The sequence below is a fragment of the Protofrankia sp. Cj3 genome, from assembly GCF_917627355.1.
Classification (GTDB): domain Bacteria; phylum Actinomycetota; class Actinomycetes; order Frankiales; family Frankiaceae; genus Protofrankia.
Genome location: NZ_CAKJTR010000048.1, coordinates 4,128 through 25,270, shown reverse-complemented (window position 1 = coordinate 25,270; position 21,143 = coordinate 4,128). Strand labels below are relative to the sequence as shown.

Sequence of the window (21,143 nt, the reverse complement as noted above, 5' to 3'; positions counted from 1 at the left end):
TGTGGCGAACCCCCGGGGGCTTCTACTGAGCGCCGGCCTCCTCGGCAAGGCGGACCCGGCCGATGGAGAGGAGGAATGGTTCGAGTGGAGGACCAGACAACCGCGACTGAGGCGGTTATCGACAACGGAGCGGCTGGGACCCGGACGATCCGGTTCGAGACGGGCCGGCTGGCCCGGCAGGCGGCTGGGGCCGCGGTCGCCTATCTCGGCGACACCATGGTGCTGTCGGCGACGACGGTCAGCAAGCAGCCCAAGGAGCAGCTTGATTTCTTCCCGCTGACCGTGGATGTCGAGGAACGGATGTACGCGGCCGGGCGTATTCCCGGTTCGTTCTTCCGGCGGGAGGGACGGCCGAGCGAGGACGCTATCCTCACCTGCCGTCTGATCGACCGGCCACTGCGGCCGTCGTTCGTCAAGGGGCTGCGTAACGAGATCCAGGTCGTGGCAACGGTTCTTGCCCTCGACCCGGACACGCTCTACGACGTGGTCGCAATCAATGCGGCCAGCGCGTCGACCACGCTCGCCGGGCTGCCCTTCTCCGGCCCCGTCGGCGCCACCCGGGTCGGTTTTGTGGACGGGAACTGGATCGCCTTCCCGACCCATGCCGAGCTGGAGCGGGCAACCTTCGACATGGTGGTGGCCGGTCGCGTGCTCGAGGACGGCTCCGATGTCGCGATCATGATGGTCGAGGCGGAGGCCACGCCGGACACGGTTCCGCTGCTGGCCGCGGGTGCGCCAGCACCGACCGAGGACGTGGTGGCCGCGGGGCTGGAGGCGGCGAAGCCCGCCATCCGCGAGCTGTGCCGGGCCCAGCGCGAGCTGGCCGAGCGTGCGGCCAAGCCAGCCCGTCAGTTCCCGTTGTTCGTCGACTATCACGACGACGTCCTTGAGGCGTTGTCGATCGCGGTCGGTGACGAGCTTGCCGCGGCTCTGCGCATCGCCGGCAAGCAGGAGCGGGAAACGGAGCTGGAGCGGGTCCGCTCACTGGCCGCGGAGAAGGTCATGGGCCAGTTCGAGGGCCGCGAAAAGGAGATCGCCGCAGCCTATCGGGCGCTGACGAAGAAGCTGGTACGTCAGCGCATCATCGCTGACGGCGTCCGTATCGACGGGCGTGGGGTCACCGAGATCCGCGAGCTGTCGGCGGAGGTCGACTTCATTCCCCGCGTCCACGGATCAGCCTTGTTCGAGCGTGGCGAGACCCAGATCCTCGGCGTGACCACGCTGGCCATGCTGCGGATGGAGCAGACGGTCGACACCCTCAACCCCGACCGCACAAAGCGTTACATGCACAACTACAACTTCCCGCCCTATTCCACCGGGGAGACCGGCCGTGTCGGTTCGCCGAAGCGGCGCGAGATCGGCCATGGCGCGCTGGCCGAGCGGGCGCTGCTGCCGGTGCTGCCGAGCCGGGACGAGTTCCCCTATGCCATCCGGCAGGTTTCCGAGGCGCTGGGCTCCAACGGGTCGACGAGTATGGGCTCGGTCTGCGCAAGCACGCTGTCGTTACTGAACGCTGGTGTTCCGCTCAAGGCCTCCGTCGCTGGGATCGCCATGGGCCTGATCCATGAAGGTGACGACTTCGTTACGCTCACCGACATCCTCGGCGCCGAAGACGCCTACGGTGACATGGACTTCAAGGTCGCGGGTACGCGGGAGTTCGTCACCGCGCTCCAGCTCGACACCAAGCTGGACGGCATTCCCGCGTCGGTCCTTGCCGACGCGCTGGGCCAGGCCAAGGCCGCGCGGCTGGCGATCCTCGATGTCATGGCCGAAGCGATCGACGGCCCGGACGAGATGTCCACGCACGCTCCCCGGGTGATTTCCGTCAAGATCCCGGTGGACAAGATTGGTGAGATCATCGGCCCGAAGGGCAAGATGATCAATCAGATTCAGACTGACAGCGGCGCCGAGATCACGGTCGAGGACGACGGCACGATCTACATCGGTGCGCAGGACGGCCTGTCGGCGGAGAGCGCCCGTTCGGCGATCAACGCGATTGCCAACCCGCAGATGCCGGAGGTCGGGGAGCGTTACCTCGGCACCATCGTAAAGATCACGACGTTCGGTGCGTTCGTCTCCCTCACTCCGGGCAAGGACGGGCTGCTCCATGTCAGCAAGCTCAAGCAGCTTTCCGGTGGAAAGCGGGTGGAGAAGGTGGAAGAGGTGGTTCAGGTCGGCCAGAAGCTCCAGGTTGAGATCACTGAAATCGACAGCCGTGGCAAGATCAGCCTTTCTCCCGTGGTCGAGGACGCGGACAGCGTCCCGGCCGGGTCCTGACCGCCTCCGGTGACAGAGACGGGTACGACCAGCGCGGGTTTGGTGCCGGCCGGCACGCTTCGCGAGGAGCTGCTGTCCGGCACCGTCCGGCGAGCCGTGCTACCGGGCGGGCTGCGGGTGCTGACCGAGAAGGTGCCCGCGGTCCGGTCGGTAGCCATCGGGATCTGGGTCGGCGTGGGCTCCCGGGACGAGAATCCGTTGACGGCCGGTTGTTCTCACTACCTGGAGCACCTGCTGTTCAAGGGCACGCCGTCCCGGGACGCGCTGACAATCAGTTCCGCGATCGAGGCAGTCGGCGGCGAGCTGAACGCTTTCACGACCAAGGAGTACACGTGCTATTACGCACGGGTGCTCGACGGTGATCTCGCGGACGCGGTTGACGTGGTCTGCGACATGGTCTGCAACTCACTGATAACCGCTGACGACGTGGCCGCGGAGCGTGGCGTGATCCTCGAGGAGATCGCCATGCACGACGATGACCCGAGCGACGTCGTCCATGACGTCTTCACCGCGGCTGTGTTGGGTGACACCGATCTCGGGCGTCCGGTGCTGGGCACGATCGACTCCATCGAGGGCCTGGGCCGCGACACCATCGCCGACTACTACCGGTCCCGGTACACTCCGTCCAACACGGTGATCGCGATCGCTGGCAACATCGACCATGAGCGTACGCTCGCGCTGGTCGCGGCGGCCTTCGCCGACCGCCTGGGTGGCCCAGACCTTCCCGCCCCGGTGCGCGGGGGCTCCTATGCCTACCCCGATGCCCGCGGTGTCGTGGTCAGTCAGCGTCCTACCGAGCAGGCGCATGTCGTCCTCGGGACCGTGGGGATGTCCCGCCGGGACCCCCGCCGGTTCGCCATGGGGATCATGTCCTCGGCGCTCGGCGGGGGAATGAGCTCCCGGCTCTTCCAGGAGGTCCGCGAAAAGCGTGGCCTTGCCTACTCCGTCTACTCGTTTGCGTCCCACTTTGCCGACGCGGGGCTGTTCGGCGTCTATGCGGGGTGCGCGCCACGGCGGGCGGACGAGGTTCTCGCGCTCTGCCGCGAGCAACTGGAGCTGATCGCGGCGTCGGGAATCACCGACGACGAACTTGTCCGGGCCAAGGGCCAGAGCCGAGGCTCGTTGGTGCTGGGCATGGAGGACACCGGCTCGCGGATGAGCAGGATCGGCAAGAGCGAGCTCATGCACGGTGAGCTCCTGTCCGTGGACGAGGTGCTTGCCCGGGTGAACGCGGTGACCCGCGAAGACGTCCGGGGCGTCGCCGCCGACCTGCTTGCCCGGCCACTCGCTCTCGGCGTGATCGGCCCCTTTGATGACCATGATTTTACGTCCGTGATCGCACGGTGACCGCGGTATCCGCGGCGGCCGGTAGCCCGGCGGCCGACCCGCTCCGGGTTGGTGTTCTCGGTGCCCGGGGCCGGATGGGCGCGACGGTTCGCGCCGCTGTGGAGGCCGCTGATGACCTCACGCTGGTGGCGGCGGTAGATCGTGGGGACGACTTCGCCAGCCTGCGCGATGCCGATGTCGTCGTCGATTTCACCCGGCCGGACACCGTCATGGAGAACCTGCGTTGGTGCATTGACGCGGGCCTGCATGTGGTTGTGGGCACATCGGGTTTTTCCAACGACCGGTTGGACACGGTGCGCGGCTGGCTCGTGGACAGGCCGGGCCTCGGTGTGTTGGTGGCCCCGAACTTCGGTGTCGGTGCCGTGCTGATGATGCATTTCGCGACCCAGGCGGCCAGGTTCTTCGAGTCGGTGGAGATCATCGAAATGCACCATCCCGGCAAACTGGATGCCCCCAGCGGGACAGCCGTCCACACGGCGGAGCTGGTCGCGCGGGCGCGGGCGCGGCGCGGGCCGGGGCCAGCCCGGCCCCCGATGCCACGGAGTCGGCACGTGATGGCGCCCGCGGCACCCGGGTCAGCGGGATTCCCGTGCACAGCGTTCGGCTTTCCGGTCTTGTCGCCCATCAGGAAGTGCTGCTCGGTGGTGTCGCGGAGACCTTGACCCTGCGTCATGACTCATTCGATCGGACCTCGTTCATGCCCGGTGTGCTGCTCGGCGTGCGCCGGACTCCAGGGCGTCCCGGCCTGACTGTGGGCTTGGCGGCCCTGCTCGAACTGTGAAAGCCCGGGTAACTGTCGGTGTTCTGCTCGTGGCGGTTGTCTTCTACCTTGGGCTGATCGGATGGCGAGGCGTTCAGTTGCTCACCCAGAGCGGCTGGATCGCCCGTGGGCTCGGCGTCGGCGTGCTGCTGCTGCCTGTCGTCGGGGTGGCCGTCGTTGTCCGGGAACTGCAGTTCGGGCGGGCGGCTGGGCGGTTGGGACGCCATCTGCTTGATGATCATTGGCCGGATGGCCCACCGGCACCGTTGCCGCGGCGTCCGTCTGGCCGGATCGACCGGACCGCGGCCGACGAGGTCTTCAACCGCCGCCGTGCCGATGTCGAGGCGCGGCCACGGGACTGGCAGGCCTGGTATCGACTCGCGGTCGCCTACGGCGATGCCGGCGACACCCGTCGGGGACGCCGTGCGATGCGCCACGCAATCGCGCTGGAACGCATCCAGTCCACTGTGTGATCTCGATACGTTTCGGGGATGAGCGCGGCCGTCGTCTACGGAATTGATCTTGGTGCCACCTACAGCTGCGTCGCCCGGATGAACGCTTCAGGCGATCCTGAGGTGATTGCGCTCTCCGGCGGTGTGACCGCGATGCCAAGCGTCGTGCTCTTCGTCGGACCGGACGACTACGTCACTGGTGAACCGGCCCGCCGCCTTGCCCGCGCCCGCGCCGATGACGTCTGTGCGCTGGTCAAAGGCCGAATGGGCGATCACGACTGGCGGTTTGTGACGTCCGGGCGGGCGTGGTCCGCGTCCGCGGTGAGCGGCCTTGTCCTGCGGGCGCTCGTCAGCGAGGCGGCTTTTGCCGGTGGAGAGCAGGTCCACGCCGCGGTCATCGCCGTGCCGGCCTACTTCGGCGACGAGGAACGCCGGGCCACCGTGCTCGCTGGGCAGTACGCGGGCCTGTCGGTCGTTGACGTCATCAACGAACCGATCGCGGCAGCGCTGGCCTACGGTTTCGCCCGTTTCGACGCGGCGGCGACCTTCGCCGGCACAACGGCGCAGGAGGAGGTGGCGCTCGTCTACGACCTCGGCGGCGCGACGTTCGACGCGACCGTCGTCGAGCTTGCCGACCGTCGGATCTCGGTGGTTGCCATTGACGGCGACCAGCGGCTCGGCGGCTCCGAGTGGGACGAGCAGCTCGCCCGCTACCTGGCCAGACAGTTCCTTGACGCGCATCCGGACGCCACGGACCCGCTGGCCGACGCCGTGGCGGCCCAGGCGCTGCTGCTGGCCGCTGAACAGGCCAAACGCGACCTGACCGACCGGATGGAGACGACGGTCGGGGTCGAACACGACGGCCGCGTATTGAAGACGGTGGTGTCCCGGGATGATCTCGAACGGCTGACGGCCGGGCTGCTGGAGCGGACTATGATTATTACCCGCTCGGTGCTGACCGCGGCCAGGGCTCGCGGCGTCACCCGCCTCGACCGGGTGCTGCTGGCGGGGGGCTCCGCCTGGATGCCAGCGGTGGCCCGCAGGCTCAGGGCGGAGCTCGGCGTGCCGGTCGAGCTGGGTGACCCTGACCTCGCGGTGGCCAAGGGCGCGGCTCTCTATGGGGAGAAGAAGGCCATCGAGCGGCTGGTCCTCGCGGACCTGGTGTCGCGGGGGCAGCTCACTGACGGCGCGACATCGGACACCGCCGCGCCCGCGGACCTGGCCGCCGCCTGCAGACGTCTCGCGGCGGCTTTCGGGCTCACCGCCGAACGGGTTCGCCGCACCGTCGAGGTCCAGGTGGTCAACGTCGTATCCCGCGGTTTCGGAGTGCTCGTGCTCGACCGTTTCGGTGAACGTTCAGCGGTGTTCCTCGTCCATCGCAATGACCGGCTTCCCGTGATGGTCCGGCGTGGTTTCGGTACTGTCCGCGACGATCAGGATGTTATCACTCTGCAACTGGTGGAACAGCGCGGCGGTGCCGAGCCGGCCCGCGTCGAGGATATGAAGATTATCGCGCAGGCGGATATCACCGGGATTCCGCCGGGTTTCCCGGCCGGCACGCCCATCGAGATTATTTTCCGGATGGGCTTCGACGGTATTCTGGAGATGACCGCGTTGCACGAAGGCTTGGCCGACCGTCGCCTCACTGTGCGGGTGGAGACCAACGCGGCGCTGAGCCAGGCCGACGTCGCCCGGGAACGCGACGCGGTGGCGAGGCTGCGCCGCCGGGAGAGCTGACCGGCCAGCGCGTGCGAGGCCTTGCCGTTGTCCGTGTGCCTATGGGCGGCCGGGGGTTGACGGGGGGCGGAAGACCCCCGACCGCCAGGGACGATCGACTGGGGGATGACCGTCCATCCTGGTCTACCACGGTCGGCCCGCCTCGCCGGCCGTTCGGTGCGTTGCTGTCACCGAGAGCACGGGTCGGTGCCGATGCTCCCTCTTTCGGGCGGAAGACGCCGGGTTACCGTAGGGGCATGCGCGTGCAGGTTATCGCCGAGACGCAGTTCACCCCACCGGCCGACGTCCACTGGACCACCGATACGGACGGTGGCCAGGCCTTGGCGGAGTTCGCCGGCCGAGCCTGCTACCAGAGCTGGTCGAAGCCGAATCCGGCCACTGCCACGAACGCTGGCTATCTGCGGCACATCCTCGATGTCGGACATCTGTCCGTGCTGGAGCACGCCACGGTGACCATGTACGTCACCGGGGTTTCCCGCAGCCTCACCCACGAGCTGGTCCGGCACCGGCACTTCTCCTACAGCCAGCTGTCCCAGCGTTATGTTCCAGCGCGCGGTGCCGCGGTGGTCGAGCCCGGCGTCATCGCCGACGATCCCCGGTTGCACGAGCTGTTCACGGAGGCCACCGCCACCGCCCTGGACGCCTACGAAAGGCTCCTCAGCGGGCTGGAGAAGCACTTCGCCGACGTGGCGGTACCGACGTCCCGGCGCAAGCAGGCCAGACAGGCCGCTCGCAGCGTCCTGCCCAACGCCGCCGAGACCCGGATCGTGGTGACCGGGAACTACCGGGCGTGGCGGCACTTCATCGCCATGCGGGCGAGCGAGGCGGCCGACGTCGAAATCCGGGCGCTGGCCATTGCCGCGCTGCGTGAGCTTCAGCGGGTCGCCCCGAATGTTTTCGGTGACTTCCAGGTGACCAGCCTGGATGATGGAACGGAGATCGCCGTCAGCTCGCTCGCGGGGGAGGATGATGCATGACCATGCCCCTGGGGAGTTCCTGAACATCCTGGTGGTCAACGCGGGGTCGTCCAGCCTGAAGCTTCGGCTGCTCGGGCCTGATGACAGCGTGCTGGCATCGGTTGATCTCGACGTGCGGGCGGGCCAGCCGGAGCCGGCCGGGGTCCGCGCCGCCATCGGTGGCCTGGCCCGTCTCGGCGCGTCCGGCGTACCCGGCGCGGTCGGGCACCGGATCGTGCACGGCGGCACGGCGTTCGTCGATCCGGTCGTCGTCACCGACCCGGTGGCGGAGGAGCTGCGCGCGCTGACCGTACTGGCACCACTGCACCAGCCGGCGGCTCTGGCCACGCTCGCCATGGTGCGATCGGCACTGCCGGACGTCGTTCAGGTCGCCTGCTTCGATACCGCGTTCCACGCTCGGATGCCGCCGGCCGCGGCTACCTACGCGGTGCCGGCGTACTGGCGCGAGCAGCTCGGTGTGCGTCGCTACGGTTTCCACGGCTTGTCCCACGCCTATGCGTCCCAGCGGGCCGCGGTGCTGGCCCGGGGCAGCCGGGTGGTCACCTGTCACCTGGGATCGGGAGCGTCGCTGGCCGCGGTGCGCGATGGTGCCTGCGTCGACACGACCATGGGGTTTACCCCGCTGGACGGTCTGGTGATGTCCACTCGTTCCGGCGCCGTCGACCCGGGCCTGCTGCTGTGGCTGCAGACATCGGCCGGCATGTCCGTGGATGACCTGACCGACGCCCTGTTCCATCGGTCGGGTCTGTCCGCGCTTGCCGGCACCGGGGACATGCGTACGGTCGTCGACCGCGCCGCTGCCGGTGACCCCGACGCCTCGCTGGCTCTCGCGGTCTACCTGCACCGCCTGCGCGCGCAGATCGCGGGGATGGCCGCGGCTCTCGGCGGGCTCGACACGCTGCTGTTCACCGGCGGGGTGGGGGAGCGTTCCGCGGTGGTGCGTGCCGGCGCAGTGGCGGGGCTCGGTTTTCTCGGCGTGGCTGTTGACCCCGAGCGCAACGCGGCCCACACCGGCGCTGGCCACGACGGCACCGCCTGGGGCACCGCCTGGGGCGCAGACCGTGGCACCGAGCCTGCTTCCGGCACGGCCGAGGCCGACATCACCGCTACGGGTTCGCGAGTCCGGACACTGGTCGTCGAGGCACGCGAGGACCTGGAGATCGCTCGCGGCGTCCGCGAGTGCCTCGCCATGCGGCGACGTTGACGAAACACAACGATGACCGGCACTTTCATGCCGGTCTGAGCGGTTCGGGTATTGTCACTCGCCGTGGCTACATCGCCGCCCGCCGGACCGGGTAACCCTGGCCAGGGCAATGCTGGGCGTTGGCGACAGTGGACCCGCCGTGACGATCGTGAGACCGCGACTTTTATTGATCTCGCTGATATCGACGAGATCACCGCGACCCTGCTGGCCCCGCCCGTGGAGTACGCGGGTCTCCGGCGCCGGGTGGTGGATCAGTTCACCGTCCTGAGCGCGAACCGCTGTCTGCTGCAGCGGTCGGTCAACTGGGGTCCGCTGGACCCGCTGCTGACCGCTGTCGCCGGTCCGCGCGGCTTGCTCACCCGTACCGGCGGCCGGTTACCTGACGAGGTTTCGCTGTTGCTGCCGATCTCGACGATGCCGAAACGGGCGCTGGTCGCGTTCAATCTGCTCGGGCCGGGCGGTTCGGACGCCCACCTGATGCCCTATCCGGCAAGTATAACGACTCAGGGTAATCTCATTTACCGGCTGGCGGAGCGTATTGGTCATCCGCCGTCGGAATCGTCGCGTTTCGTCATCGACGCGATCTCCCGGTTCCGGCCGGGCCGATTCAGCGGTAACCATCCAGGACTTGTGCCCAGACGCGGAGTGTCACTCAGCACGCGGGCGGTATGCGAGTATCTCAACAAGGAGGCGGAGCTGGGCGTCTCGGAGGCGACGGTGCGGTCGTGGGCCGCCATCGTCGAGGCCGCCGAGGTCATCTTGTGCGAGGCGTTGGCTGAACCGCCCGATCTGCTGAGCAGCGCTGACAATCTGCTGCTGGCCGCGGGGGAGCTACGTCGTGATCTTCGTGTGCCCGGCGACATCGACGTGGCCGGCATCGAGTCGTACCTGCACGATTTCGTCGCCTGGATCCACGTGTTGCGCGCCGCCGGCGCCGCGGCCGTCCCGGTGCTGTCGACGGTTGCCGAGTACGGCCGGCGCTGGGAGGCGCTTGCGGCGGTGACGCTTGATCCGTATCGGCCCGCTCTGATCAAGATGCAGGAGGAGCGGCGGACGCTCCTGGACCGGTGGAGCCCGTTGCGCGGTGGTGATCAATCATTATGGAACTGGCTTGTCAACCCGGTCGCATTGGTAGATCTTGATCCGGGCGGTCCGGGAAGCTACCACGTCAGCGTGGGGACCGATGACACGAGCATTGAGATCCGTCATTCGGCCGTGATTGACTTGTACAATCAGCCTGTCGAACGTATGTTCGTAGAAGACCTTCAGCGGAACCGTGAGGTGTACGCGTACTACACCACCGACGCACGCCGTCCGGCGCGCGCGAAGCTGCTTGTGGGGCTCAGCGTCTCGCGCGACGTCTCGAGGGTGAACCTGGCAATCCTGATTTTGATGATCCTCACGGTGGGGCTGTCCGTGCTGCCCTTCCGCCTGGATACCAATGCGGTGGCTGTAGTGGCGGTACCGTCGTCGTTTGCGGCCTCTCTGCTGCTGACCCGGGAGCGCAGCAGTCTGGCGGCGTGGGTGCTCGAGCCTTTCAAGCTCGCGCTGCTCGTCCTGTTGGTGGCCTTGGCGGTCACGGCTGGCGCGCGGGCCGCGTTTGGCTGGCACACCACCGCGTAGCGGCCGAGAGGGTAAACTGATCGTCGACACCAGGACGGGATGGTTGGCATGCCGAAGAACTACGGTCAGGGTGTGGGTGTTGACTCCTGGCGTGCTGGTGGTCTGCGCGGCCTTGTCCGGCTCGGCCGGATCGAGTTGTGGACCAGGCTAGATCGCAACATGCTGCGCCCGCCCGAGGGCCTGCCAGCGGCTGGCCCGTCATTATCGCGCCGCCGCCATCATCGGGATGCCGACGACTTGGCGTAGTCCTATCGTCGAAGTTCCTCAGACGGACGTTGCCTGACAGGGCACTACGAGCGTCCGGCAACAGGGGTGTGGATCAAGGAGTGGGGTTGGGGTGCGTGCATCGGAAGGCGGCGGAGGGAGCCACCGGAGGTGGTGGGTGGCGACCGACGAGCCGGGGTGCCCGTGCGTCGCGCGGCGATGGATGGACAGCGATGCGGTGAGGCGCGTGCTCCAGCTCCGCGGCCCCGCGTCCCCTGTTGCCGGTCGCTCTACGGCGTGTTTCAGAAGTCATCGTTCGGCCAGGGAGTCGCGTCCAGGTGGTTGCTGGCAGGGCCGCGGGCCGTACCGATACCGGATGAGTCGTACCGGTACGGCCGAGAACGCGGCCAAGGGCCGCTTGGACGTAGCGAGCCGGACAGATGACTTTCGAAACACGCCCTAAGGTGACCGACATGTCAGTGTTGCCCCGAGCGCCCTTCGGCCGCATGATCACCGCAATGATTACTCCGTTCACCGCGGGTGGCAAGCTTGATCTTGATGGTGCCGCCGTGCTCGCGAACCATCTGGTGGACGCCGGCAATGACGCTCTCGTCGTCAATGGCACCACCGGGGAAGCGCCTACCACATCTGACTGGGAAAAGAAAGAGTTGTTGCGGGCGGTGGTCGCGGCAGTTGGTGCCCGTGCCGCGGTAATCGCCGGGGTGGGCACCAATGACACCCGGCACACGGTGGAGCTGGCCAGTACGGCGGAGAAAGCCGGTGCGCACGGGCTGCTGGTGGTGAGCCCTTACTACAACAAGCCTCCGCAGAGCGGGCTGTATGCGCATTTCCGGGCTGTCGCGGACACTACCGGGCTGCCTGTGATGATTTACGACATACCTGGCCGTACCGGTGTATCGGTGGCAACGGATACGCTGGTACGGCTCGCCGAGCATCCGCGGATCGTGGCGGTCAAGGACGCTAAGGACGATCTTGAGGCGTCGTCGTGGGTCCTTGCCCGTACGGGTCTTGCGTACTACTCCGGGACGGAGATGCTCACCCTCCCGTTGTTGTCGGTGGGTGCCGTCGGGGTGGTGAGTGTCGTCGGGCATGTCGCCGCCAGCCGGATCCACGCGATGATCAACGCTTTCGACGCAGGTGACGCTGTCCGTGCTCGTTCTTTGCACATGGGTCTGCTTCCGGCGTACGAGGGCCTATTCAGGAACCAAGGTGTGATCATGACGAAGGCTGCTCTCAACATGGCTGGACTGCCCGCCGGAGGTGTCCGCCTGCCCCTGGTGGACGCGACTGACGACGAACGCGAGCGATTGCGCGTCGACCTCGCCGCGGCCGGGGTTGACCTTTGCGTGGACGTGAACGCGACGGTGGGGTCCGCGTGAGCCATCCCCATCCCGGGCTGGGAACACCGCCGCCGCTGCCCGCTGACGGTCTGCGCATCGTCGCGCTCGGGGGGCTGGGCGAAATCGGCCGCAATATGACCGTGTTCGAGTTCGATGGCCGGCTGCTCGTCGTCGACTGTGGGGTCCTGTTCCCCGAGACGGACCAGCCTGGTGTGGATCTGATCCTGCCTGACTTCACCGCCATCCGGGACAGGCTCGACGCGATTGACGCGGTTGTCCTCACCCACGCCCATGAGGATCACATCGGTGCCGTGCCCTACCTGCTGCGCGAACGCGGCGACATTCCGCTGGTGGGTTCCCGGCTCACCCTTGCGCTGACCGCGGCCAAGCTCGCCGAGCACCGCATCAGCCCGACCATGATCGAGGTCCGGGAGGAGCAGGTCCGCGGCTTCGGCCCGTTCACCTGTGAGTTCTTCGCGGTCAATCACTCCATTCCGGACGCGTTGGCGGTCGCCATCCGCACGCCGGCCGGCCTGGTGCTGCACACCGGCGACTTCAAGATGGACCAGCTGCCCCTTGACGGCCGGCTGACCGATCTCGGTGGTTTCGCGCGGCTTGGCCGGGAAGGCGTTGACCTGCTCCTGTCCGACTCCACCAACGCCGAGGTGCCGGGCTTCGTGACCTCCGAGCGGGAGATTGCGCCGGTGCTCGACGGTGTGTTCCGGGATGCCAAGAAGCGGATCATCGTTGCCTGCTTTGCCAGCCACGTGCACCGGGTCCAGCAGGTTCTCGACGCGGCGGAGGCCCATGGCCGCTCGGTGTGCTTTGTCGGGCGGTCGATGGTTCGTAACATGGGGGTAGCTCGTGATCTCGGGCTGCTGCGAGTGCCGGCCGGTCTTGTGATCGATCTGCGGGACGTCGGTGCGTTGCCGGACCGCAACATCTGTCTGATCTCGACCGGGTCGCAGGGCGAGCCGTTGTCGGCTCTGTCCCGGATGGCCAACCGCGACCACGCCATCCAGATCCAGGCTGGCGACACAGTGGTGCTCGCGTCCAGCCTGATCCCCGGCAACGAGAACGCGGTCTACCGGGTGATCAATGGTTTGGCCCGCTGGGGTGCCAAGGTCGTCCACAAGGGGGTGGCGAAGGTGCACACCTCCGGCCACGCTCCCGCCGGTGAGCTGCTCTACGTCCTCAACGCGACCCGACCGTCCAACATGATGCCGGTGCACGGCGAATGGCGGCATCTGCGGGCACACGGTGCGCTCGCGGAGGCCACCGGAGTACCCGCGGACAGGGTGGTGCTGGCTGATGACGGCATGGTTGTTGATCTTGTTGACGGGCAGGCGAACATCACCGGCGTGGTTCCGTGTGGCTATGTCTACGTTGACGGGCTCGCGGTTGGCGACGTTGGTGAGCCAAGCCTGAAAGACCGCCGCATCCTGGGCGAAGAGGGGTTTATCACGATCATGGTCGTGGTCGACGCGGCGTCCGGGAAGGTCGTGGGTGGCCCGGAGCTGTCGGCTCGGGGCTTTTCCGACACTCGTGAAGCCTTCGAGCAGGTTCGCGGGCTGGTCACAGACGCGTTGGCGGAAGCGATGCGGTCGGGAACGGTCGATGTCGGTGTGCTCCAACAGCTGGTGCGCCGCACCGTCGGGCGTTGGGTCAGCGACACGTACCGACGTCGCCCGATGATCATTCCGGTTGTTGTCGAGGTCTGATCCGGCCGGGGGCGACGCGCCCGGAAGGTCGTGGTTGCCCGATGTCATGCCCACAGACCGGTACCGTCGTCGGGTGGCCACGCGGGCAGGTGGCACGCGCGCGCGTGCCCAGAGCAGGACAGCGGTCCCCCGCGCCGCGCCCGCGCGGCGTCCGCCAGCGAAATCCCGGTCGAACGGAAAGCCGAACGGAAAGCCGAGCGGAAAAAAGAAAGCTCCCGCGAAGGCGCCGCCACGCACGCCTGGGAGGCCCTTCACACTGCTGATCGTCCAAAAAGCGATCAGGTTGACGGCGCGTCTCTGGCTCACCGCGGCCGCGTTTCTGGGCAGCCTGGTGCGCAGGAGCGGCCGTGGTGCCCGCGACCTGCGTATCGACAAAGCCCAACAGCGGGATGGCGCGGCGCTTGCCACGCTTGGTGCCACTGTCCTCACGGCGGCGGCGGTCTGGTTTCACGCGGCCGGGCCGGTCGGCCGGGCCATCTCCGCGGTGCTGCACTTTCTGGTTGGTGTGGGCGCGGTGCCGCTGCCGTTGTTCGGCCTGGGCGCGACCTGGCGGCTTGTCCGCAGTCCCAGCGATCCGGACAGCCGAGGCCGAGTGCTGATCGGTTGGGCCGCGCTCGCACTGGGCGCGTTGGGAATCGTGCACCTGGCGCGCGGAGTTCCGGACTTCGCCGCCGCTGACAACGCCATGGGACGGGCGGGCGGGCTCGCGGGGTTCCTCGCCAGCTCTCCACTGGCTGGTGCGGTGACCGCCTACCTGGCGGCTCCGCTGCTGCTTCTGCTCAGCCTGTTCGGCGTTCTTGTGATCACAAAGACGCCGATCCGTGCGGTCCCTGACCGGCTGCGGGAGCTGTGGGACACCCTCCTCATCGACGATGCGCCCGCGGATGCCGAACGCGATGACCGCTCGGGCGGGGGCCGGGCGGCGCCTGTCGCGGGACGGCAGCTTGTGGACGATCTGCTGGGGGTCGCCTCGGCTGGGGAGGCCCCAGCCGAGGCGGGACGCCGGACGAACCGCGGGCGCCGCGCCCGAGAAGCGCCCGACCCGGACGTCTTCGACATCGACGCGCCGACAGCCCATGCGGTGCCTGACGATCCGGTGCCCGCGACGGGCACCACACGCAGGGCACCGAAGGTGCGGGACAGCGGATCGGTGCCGGCTCCGCTGCCCGACCCAGCCGCGGTGAAGCACTTCGTGGCGCCCACGGCGGATGCCACTACAGAAGGTAACTACACGCTGCCATCGCCGGCCCTGCTGCAACAGGGAACACCGCCGAAGGTGCGATCGGCCGCGACGGACACTGTGATCGCGTCGCTGACGGATGTGTTTTCCCAGTTCCGGGTGGACGCCCGGGTGACGGGCTTCACCCGGGGGCCGACCGTGACCCGTTACGAGGTGGAGCTCGGCGCCGCGGTGAAGGTGGAGCGGATCATCCAGCTGACCAAGAACATCGCGTACGCCGTGAAGAGCCCGGATGTCCGGATCATCAGCCCGATCCCGGGCAAGAGCGCGGTCGGCATCGAGATTCCCAACACGGACAGGGAACTGGTCTCACTCGGTGACGTCCTGCGCAGCGACGAGGCGACCGGCAACCCGCATCCGCTGTTGGTGGGCCTCGGCAAGGACATCGAGGGCGGGTATGTCGTCGCGAACCTGGCGAAGATGCCCCACATCCTCATCGCGGGCGCGACCGGTGCCGGCAAGTCGACCTGTATCAACACGCTGATCACAAGTGTGCTGGCGCGGGCCACTCCCGATCAGGTGCGGTTGGTGCTGGTCGACCCGAAACGGGTCGAACTGACCAGCTACCAGGGGATCCCGCATCTGATTACGCCGATCATCACGAGCCCGAAGAAGGCCGCGGACGCGCTCGCCTGGGTTGTCAAGGAGATGGAGAACCGGTACGAGGATCTCGCGTCCTGCGGGGTTCGGCACGTCGACGACTTCAACCGCAAGGTCAGGTCTGGGGAGATCGTGGCGCCGCCGGGCTCGGAGCGAGTGTACGTCCCGTATCCGTACATCCTGACGATCGTCGATGAGCTCGCCGACCTCATGATGGTGGCCCCACGGGATGTGGAGGACGCGATCTGCCGGATCACGGCGATGGCGCGGGCGGTCGGGATCCACCTGGTGCTGGCGACGCAGCGCCCGTCGGTGGACGTGGTGACTGGGCTGATCAAGGCGAACGTGCCGTCGCGGTTGGCGTTCGCAACCTCGTCGCTGGCGGACAGCCGGGTCATCCTCGATCAGGCCGGTGCCGAGAAGCTGGTTGGACTTGGTGACGCGCTGTTCCTGCCGATGGGTGCTGGCAAACCGGCTCGCATCCAGGGCGCGTTTGTTTCCGAGGAGGAGATAGCGGCAATCGTCGCTCATACCAAGGAACAGGCGGCCCCGGCGTTTCGCGCGGACGTGTTTGCCGGCGGTGCTGAGTCCAAGAAGGAGGTCGACGAGGACATCGGCGACGACCTTCAGCTGTTCCTTCAGGCTGTCGAGCTGGTGGTGTCCACCCAGTTCGGGTCGACGTCGATGCTCCAGCGCAAGCTGCGGGTGGGCTTCGCCAAGGCGGGCCGGTTGATGGACCTCATGGAGAGCCGCGGAATCGTCGGGCCCAGCGAGGGCTCGAAGGCTCGGGATGTGTTGGTTGTGCCCGACGAACTCGAGGGTTTGCTGACAACGTTGCGTAATGGATAGTACGAGCGCCCGGTAACAGGAGGTGTGGACCAAGGAGTGGGGCTGGGGTGCGTGCCCCGGCCCCGCGACGCCGCGTCCCCTGCTGCCGGTCGCGCTGAGCGTTCTGGATCGGCTGTCGGCTGTCGGCTGTCGACCGTAGACTCGGCTCTACTGCCGATCTGACCGGTGCGGAGGTTGGCCATGCGGTCCGGTGCTGGCGTGGGCGCGGCGCTTGCCGCGGCGCGTGGCGAACGGGGCATGTCCGTTGCCGAGGTCAGCGCCGGGACCCGTATCCGCGTGACGCTGATCCAGCAAATGGAGAACGAGGACTTCACCGGATGTGGTGGTCCGGTGTATGCGCGCGGTCATATTCGGAGCATTGCCCGCATACTGATGCTTGATCCGGAACCATTGATCGCCGAATATGATCAGACCCACGGCCGGCCGCCCGAGGGGCCGGTGCTTCCGCCTCGGGGGTTCGATCCACTGACCACCAAGGGCGGGCCTGGCCGCCAGGGCTTCCGCCGAGGGCCGGCGACGGTTATCTCGCTGCTCTCGGTTTGTCTGCTGGTCGGTTTGGCCATTCTGCTGGCTCCGAGCGGGTCCGGACGTTCCACCGATGTCGTTCCGGGCGCGGCAACCACCACTGTCACACCATCGTTGCCGGCTGGGACCATGCCGGCCCAACCGGCCGTTTCCACCCGGCCGCCGACGGCTCCCGCGGCCGGGGTGAGCGTTCTCGTGGCGGTGCGCGGTGATCCGAGCTGGCTGGAGGTGCGAGACGAGAGCGCGCGGGTGCTGCTGCAACAGATCCTGCAACCCGGTGACAGCCGGACGGTCACGGCAGCCCGTTCCATGGAGATCAAAATGGGCAACGCGGGAGCGGTCGACGTGTCATGCAACGGCCGGAATCTGGGGCCCAGCGGGGGCCCCGGCCAGGTTGTCACCGTCCGTCTTGGCATCGGCGCTTCGGGAGACTGCACTGTTGGTAATCCGATGTCCCGGTAGCCTGACATCGTGCCCGATCGCCCCGCCCGTCGCGTCGCTCTGATCACTTTGGGATGTTCCCGTAACGATGTGGACTCCGAGGAACTTGCGGCGCGGCTCGGCGCCGATGGCTGGAGCGTGGTCGACGATCCGGCCGGAGCCGATGCGGTGGTTGTCAACACCTGTGGTTTTGTCGAGGCTGCCAAAAAGGATTCGATCGACACCGTGCTCGCCGCCGCCGACCTGCGTGATAGCGCCGACGGCCCGCGTGCGGTGGTCGCCGTGGGCTGTCTGGCCGAGCGCTACGGCCGGGAGCTGGCCAAGAGCCTTCCGGAGGCGGACGCCGTCCTGGGATTCGATGCCTATCCGGCGCTGGGCGCGCACTTGGACGCGGTGCTGCTTGGTGAGACGCCGAGCGCACACATCCCGCGGGACCGGCGGACCCTGCTCCCGATCACTCCGGTGGACCGGCGGCAGGCCGATCGTCGATCGCCGGCGCCGGGATCGGCCTCAGCGGTTCCGCGGCACCGGCTGGCCGGTGGCCCGGTCGCTCCGTTGAAGATCTCCAGCGGATGTGATCGGCGCTGTGCGTTCTGCGCGATCCCGGCGTTTCGTGGCTCGCATGTCTCCCGTCTCCCGCAGGAGGTGCTGGCCGAGGCCGAGTGGCTGGCCGGTCAGGGTGTGCGGGAACTCGTCCTGGTCAGTGAGAACTCGACGTCCTACGGGAAGGATCTGGGGGATCTGCGGGCGTTGGAGAAGCTGCTTCCCCAACTGGCCGCGATCGACGGCGTCGTGCGGGTCCGCGCTGTCTATCTTCAGCCGGCGGAGATACGTCCGTCGCTGCTGGAGACGATGCTGACGACACCGGGTGTCGCTCCCTATCTCGATCTGTCGTTTCAGCACGCGAGCCCCTCGGTGCTGCGGCGGATGCGCCGCTTCGGCGGTGCGGACGCCTTCAGCGACCTGTTGGCGCGGGCCCGCGCATTCGCCCCGGAACTCGGGGCGCGTTCGAACGTGATCCTCGGTTTCCCGGGCGAGACCCGGGCGGACGTGACGATCCTCGAGCGTTTCCTCGTCGACGCGGACCTCGACGCGGTCGGGGTCTTCGGCTATTCCGACGAGGACGGAACCGAGGCGGCCAACCTGCCTGACAAGGTCGCCCCAGCTACCGTGCGCCGGCGTCAGCAACGCGTCACCGACCTGGTGGAGCAGCTGACCGCCGACCGGGCCGAGCGGCGGATCTCCTCGGTCGTCGACATTCTGGTAGAAGAGGTCGCCGATGGAGTGGCCCACGGGCGGGCCGCTCACCAGCAGCCCGAGGTCGACGGAGCATGCACTGTCGCGCTGCCGGCCGGGCCGCTCCGGGACCTTCGAGTGGGGGATCTGGTGAGTGCCAAGGTGGTGGCGACGGAGGGCGTTGATCTGATCACTGATTTCGTCGACGTCGTTGATGCCGTGTCAGGGTGAGCGCACCTGAGCCGGGTGCCGCTGTCAGCCGGATGAACCTGGCCAACGCGTTGACCGTCGTGCGGCTTGCGCTCGTTCCGGTCTTCGTGCTGTTGATGTTCGCCGCTGGTGGTCACGTCGCCGGCTGGCGGGTGGCCGCCTTTGCCGCGTACGCGATCGCGGCGGTCACCGACCAGGTCGACGGGTACGTCGCCCGAAGCCGGAGCATTGTCACCGATTTCGGGATCATCCTTGACCCGATCGCGGACAAGGCGCTCACCGGTGCCGCGCTGGTGTCCCTCTCGCTGCTGGGCGAGCTGCCGTGGCTGGTGACCGCCGTGGTCGCGGTCCGGGAGATCGGCGTGACGCTGCTGCGGCTGTGGGTGATCAGGCGTGGTGTGATAGCGGCCAGCCGCGGTGGCAAACTGAAGACCCTGTTGCTTAACTGCGCGATCGGTCTTTATGTGCTGCCGCTGGCAGGCGCGGGTGCTTCGGTCCGGGCGGTCATGCTGGCTCTCGGCGTGCTTGTCGCGGTCGTCACGGGTCTGGACTATGTGGGCCGGGCACTGGCCTTGCGGCGGCGGCCGGCGCGGCTCACCGACGAGGTACTGGAGGACAGCGATGCGGGTTGAACTGCTGGCCGTGGGGGACGAACTGCTCTTTGGGGACATTGTCAACGGCAACGCGGCCTGGCTGGGGCGGCAGCTCGCCGATGTGGGCGCGCTGCTGAGGATGTCCACAGTGGTGGGTGACGATGTCGAGATGATCGCGACCAGGATCACCGAGGGTCTTGGCCGTGCGGACGCCGTCATCCTGACCGGTGGGCTGGGGCCGACTCAGGACGATCTGACCCGGGAGGGAATCGCCCGAGCGGCCGGGGTGGGCCTGCGTCGGGACGCCTTTCTGGAGGCGATGCTGCGCCGGCGCTTCCGGGCGCTTGCCCGGGAGGGCCCCGCCGCCGGCAGCCAGGCGCCGGAGATGAACTACCGGCAGGCGGACGTGCCCGAGGGCGCGGAGCCGTTACCCAACGAGGTGGGCACGGCGCCCGGCATTCGTATGAAGATCATGGATGGTGTGGTCTACGCGATGCCCGGCGTTCCGCACGAGATGTACCCGATGTTCACCGAGTCGGTCCTGCCGGACCTGCTTCGCCGGGCCGGGGAACCCGCGGTTGTGGTACATCGGGTGCTGCGGACAGCCGGCGTCTGGGAGTCGGTTGTTGCCCAGGCCCTCGCCGGGGAGATCGACCGGCTCGCCCCGATCGGCAACCCCACGATCGCTTTTCTCGCCAGCAACGGCCAGACCCGAATCCGGATCAGTGCCCGTGCCGGCGACAGGGCCGCAGCCTACAAGATTATTGAACCCGTCGAGGAGGCGGCGCGGATCGCTCTCGGCATCGCGCTCTACGGCGTCGACGACGACTCGTTGGAGGGGACCGTCCTGCGCCTGCTCGCGGACCGGGGGGAGACGCTCGCGGTTGCCGAGTCGTTGACAGGCGGTCTGCTTGCGGGGCGGCTCACGGACGTCCCGGGCGCGAGCGCGGTGTTCCGGGGAGGCGTGGTCACCTACGCAACCGACGCCAAGGCGTCGCTGCTCGGCGTCGACGCCGAGCTCCTGGCCACCAGCGGCGCGGTGTCGACGCAGGCGGCCGAGGCGATGGCCGCGGGCGTCCGGGACCTCCTCGGGGCAACCCACGGGCTCGCCGTGACCGGTGTGGCCGGCCCCACCGAGCTGGAGGGCAAACCGGTCGGGACGCTGCACATCGGTATGGTGGGGCCGTCCGGCGCGCTGACCAGGTCCGTTCAGCTGCCCGGGGACCGTCCACGGAACCGTGCTTACGCGGTCGTCCAGGCATTGGACGCTCTTCGGCGTACCCTGGCAGTTCACCCATGCCAGCCGGGATGAATCGTGGACGCGGATTGCTTACATAGTTACATTCGTATCAACGGCCGGCCATCCCGGTGGACGACAGGTATACGGTAAGGCCCAGCCTGAGGACGAAGGAGGAGGCACGATGGTCCTGCTCCGACGCATGCTCGGCGAGGCGTTGCGCCGCCGCCGTCAAGATCAACATCGGACCCTCCGTGAGGTGTCCTCTGCCGCGAGAGTCTCGCTCGGATACCTGTCCGAGATCGAGCGCGGGCAGAAGGAGGCGAGTTCGGAACTGCTCGCCGCGATCTGTGCCGCGCTCGGTGTCCGTCTCGCCGACCTGCTCCGTGAGGTAAGCGACGACCTGGAGCTCGCCGAGTTCGCCGTTGGTGGGCCGGCGCGGGTTGGTGTCCCGATGGCGGGTATGCCGCCGATGACGGGTATGCCCGCACGCGGCGGTACATCCACCGCAGTGGTGGAGCGCGCCGCCTAGGGCCTGTCTGATGGATG

16 protein-coding genes and 1 pseudogene are annotated in these 21,143 nt (G+C 67.9%); all 17 read left to right on the top strand.

Annotated elements, in window-relative coordinates:
* Positions 1-84: 84 nt before the first annotated feature.
* The 17 genes and pseudogenes from MJ783_RS09105 (at position 85) to MJ783_RS09025 (ending at position 21,126) form a co-directional block, all read left to right on the top strand.
* Positions 85-2,277 (top strand): polyribonucleotide nucleotidyltransferase, encoded by a 2,193-nt coding sequence (locus MJ783_RS09105; protein ID WP_370651571.1) that lies wholly within the window; start codon positions 85-87, stop codon positions 2,275-2,277.
* Positions 2,278-2,286: 9 nt separating this feature from the next.
* Entirely contained in the window at positions 2,287-3,624 is a 1,338-nt protein-coding gene (locus MJ783_RS09100; protein WP_239309940.1) for a pitrilysin family protein, read from the top strand.
* A gap of 74 nt (positions 3,625-3,698) precedes the next feature.
* A pseudogene (gene dapB, locus MJ783_RS09095) lies at positions 3,699-4,405 on the top strand (4-hydroxy-tetrahydrodipicolinate reductase).
* Entirely contained in the window at positions 4,402-4,857 is a 456-nt protein-coding gene (locus tag MJ783_RS09090; protein WP_239309939.1) for a hypothetical protein, read from the top strand. Before dapB ends, MJ783_RS09090 begins: the two are co-directional and overlap by 4 nt.
* Before the next feature lie 18 nt (positions 4,858-4,875).
* Positions 4,876-6,573, top strand: coding sequence for an Hsp70 family protein (locus MJ783_RS09085; RefSeq protein WP_239309938.1), 1,698 nt, complete (start codon positions 4,876-4,878; stop codon positions 6,571-6,573).
* Positions 6,574-6,809: 236 nt separating this feature from the next.
* Positions 6,810-7,550: an FAD-dependent thymidylate synthase gene (gene thyX / locus MJ783_RS09080; protein ID WP_239309937.1), complete on the top strand. Its 741-nt coding sequence runs from the start codon at positions 6,810-6,812 to the stop codon at positions 7,548-7,550.
* Positions 7,540-8,754: an acetate/propionate family kinase gene (locus MJ783_RS09075; RefSeq protein ID WP_239309936.1), complete on the top strand. Its 1,215-nt coding sequence runs from the start codon at positions 7,540-7,542 to the stop codon at positions 8,752-8,754. Before thyX ends, MJ783_RS09075 begins: the two co-directional genes overlap by 11 nt.
* 63 nt (positions 8,755-8,817) lie before the next feature.
* The gene (locus tag MJ783_RS09070; RefSeq protein WP_239309935.1) at positions 8,818-10,377 is read left to right on the top strand and encodes a hypothetical protein; all 1,560 of its coding nucleotides are present in this window, start codon (positions 8,818-8,820) and stop codon (positions 10,375-10,377) included.
* Positions 10,378-10,425: 48 nt separating this feature from the next.
* Positions 10,426-10,623 carry a hypothetical protein gene (locus tag MJ783_RS09065; RefSeq protein WP_239309934.1) on the top strand — a complete coding sequence of 66 codons (198 nt, stop codon included), beginning with the start codon at positions 10,426-10,428 and terminating at the stop codon, positions 10,621-10,623.
* A gap of 431 nt (positions 10,624-11,054) precedes the next feature.
* On the top strand, positions 11,055-11,981 hold the full coding sequence (gene dapA / locus MJ783_RS09060; protein WP_239309933.1) for a 4-hydroxy-tetrahydrodipicolinate synthase: 927 nt from the start codon (positions 11,055-11,057) through the stop codon (positions 11,979-11,981).
* Positions 11,978-13,663 (top strand): ribonuclease J, encoded by a 1,686-nt coding sequence (locus MJ783_RS09055; protein ID WP_239309932.1) that lies wholly within the window; start codon positions 11,978-11,980, stop codon positions 13,661-13,663. The genes dapA and MJ783_RS09055 overlap by 4 nt, the downstream gene beginning before the upstream one ends.
* A 46-nt stretch (positions 13,664-13,709) precedes the next feature.
* The gene (locus tag MJ783_RS09050) at positions 13,710-16,352 is read left to right on the top strand and encodes a DNA translocase FtsK (protein WP_239309931.1); all 2,643 of its coding nucleotides are present in this window, start codon (positions 13,710-13,712) and stop codon (positions 16,350-16,352) included.
* A gap of 180 nt (positions 16,353-16,532) precedes the next feature.
* Positions 16,533-17,339, top strand: coding sequence for a helix-turn-helix domain-containing protein (locus MJ783_RS09045; protein ID WP_239309930.1), 807 nt, complete (start codon positions 16,533-16,535; stop codon positions 17,337-17,339).
* A gap of 9 nt (positions 17,340-17,348) precedes the next feature.
* A complete protein-coding gene (locus tag MJ783_RS09040) occupies positions 17,349-18,785 on the top strand; it encodes a MiaB/RimO family radical SAM methylthiotransferase (protein WP_239309929.1) in 1,437 nt (478 codons plus the stop codon).
* Positions 18,782-19,396: a CDP-alcohol phosphatidyltransferase family protein gene (locus MJ783_RS09035; RefSeq protein ID WP_370651570.1), complete on the top strand. Its 615-nt coding sequence runs from the start codon at positions 18,782-18,784 to the stop codon at positions 19,394-19,396. Before MJ783_RS09040 ends, MJ783_RS09035 begins: the two co-directional genes overlap by 4 nt.
* Positions 19,386-20,669, top strand: a complete 1,284-nt coding sequence (locus MJ783_RS09030; protein ID WP_239309928.1) for a competence/damage-inducible protein A — start codon at positions 19,386-19,388, stop codon at positions 20,667-20,669. Before MJ783_RS09035 ends, MJ783_RS09030 begins: the two co-directional genes overlap by 11 nt.
* 109 nt (positions 20,670-20,778) lie before the next feature.
* Positions 20,779-21,126 (top strand): helix-turn-helix domain-containing protein, encoded by a 348-nt coding sequence (locus tag MJ783_RS09025; protein WP_239309927.1) that lies wholly within the window; start codon positions 20,779-20,781, stop codon positions 21,124-21,126.
* The last annotated feature ends 17 nt before the right edge of the window (positions 21,127-21,143 follow it).

Excerpts from the sequence above, each read along its gene's own strand:
- MJ783_RS09085 (WP_239309938.1), top strand. The coding sequence starts at position 4,876 with ATGAGCGCGGCCGTCGTCTACGGAATTGATCTTGGTGCCACCTACAGC.
- thyX (WP_239309937.1), top strand. The coding sequence starts at position 6,810 with ATGCGCGTGCAGGTTATCGCCGAGACGCAGTTCACCCCACCGGCCGAC.
- MJ783_RS09075 (WP_239309936.1), top strand. The coding sequence starts at position 7,540 with ATGATGCATGACCATGCCCCTGGGGAGTTCCTGAACATCCTGGTGGTC.
- MJ783_RS09065 (WP_239309934.1), top strand. The coding sequence starts at position 10,426 with ATGCCGAAGAACTACGGTCAGGGTGTGGGTGTTGACTCCTGGCGTGCT.
- dapA (WP_239309933.1), top strand. The coding sequence starts at position 11,055 with ATGTCAGTGTTGCCCCGAGCGCCCTTCGGCCGCATGATCACCGCAATG.
- MJ783_RS09050 (WP_239309931.1), top strand. The coding sequence starts at position 13,710 with ATGCCCACAGACCGGTACCGTCGTCGGGTGGCCACGCGGGCAGGTGGC.
- MJ783_RS09045 (WP_239309930.1), top strand. The coding sequence starts at position 16,533 with ATGCGGTCCGGTGCTGGCGTGGGCGCGGCGCTTGCCGCGGCGCGTGGC.
- MJ783_RS09030 (WP_239309928.1), top strand. The coding sequence starts at position 19,386 with ATGCGGGTTGAACTGCTGGCCGTGGGGGACGAACTGCTCTTTGGGGAC.
- MJ783_RS09025 (WP_239309927.1), top strand. The coding sequence starts at position 20,779 with ATGGTCCTGCTCCGACGCATGCTCGGCGAGGCGTTGCGCCGCCGCCGT.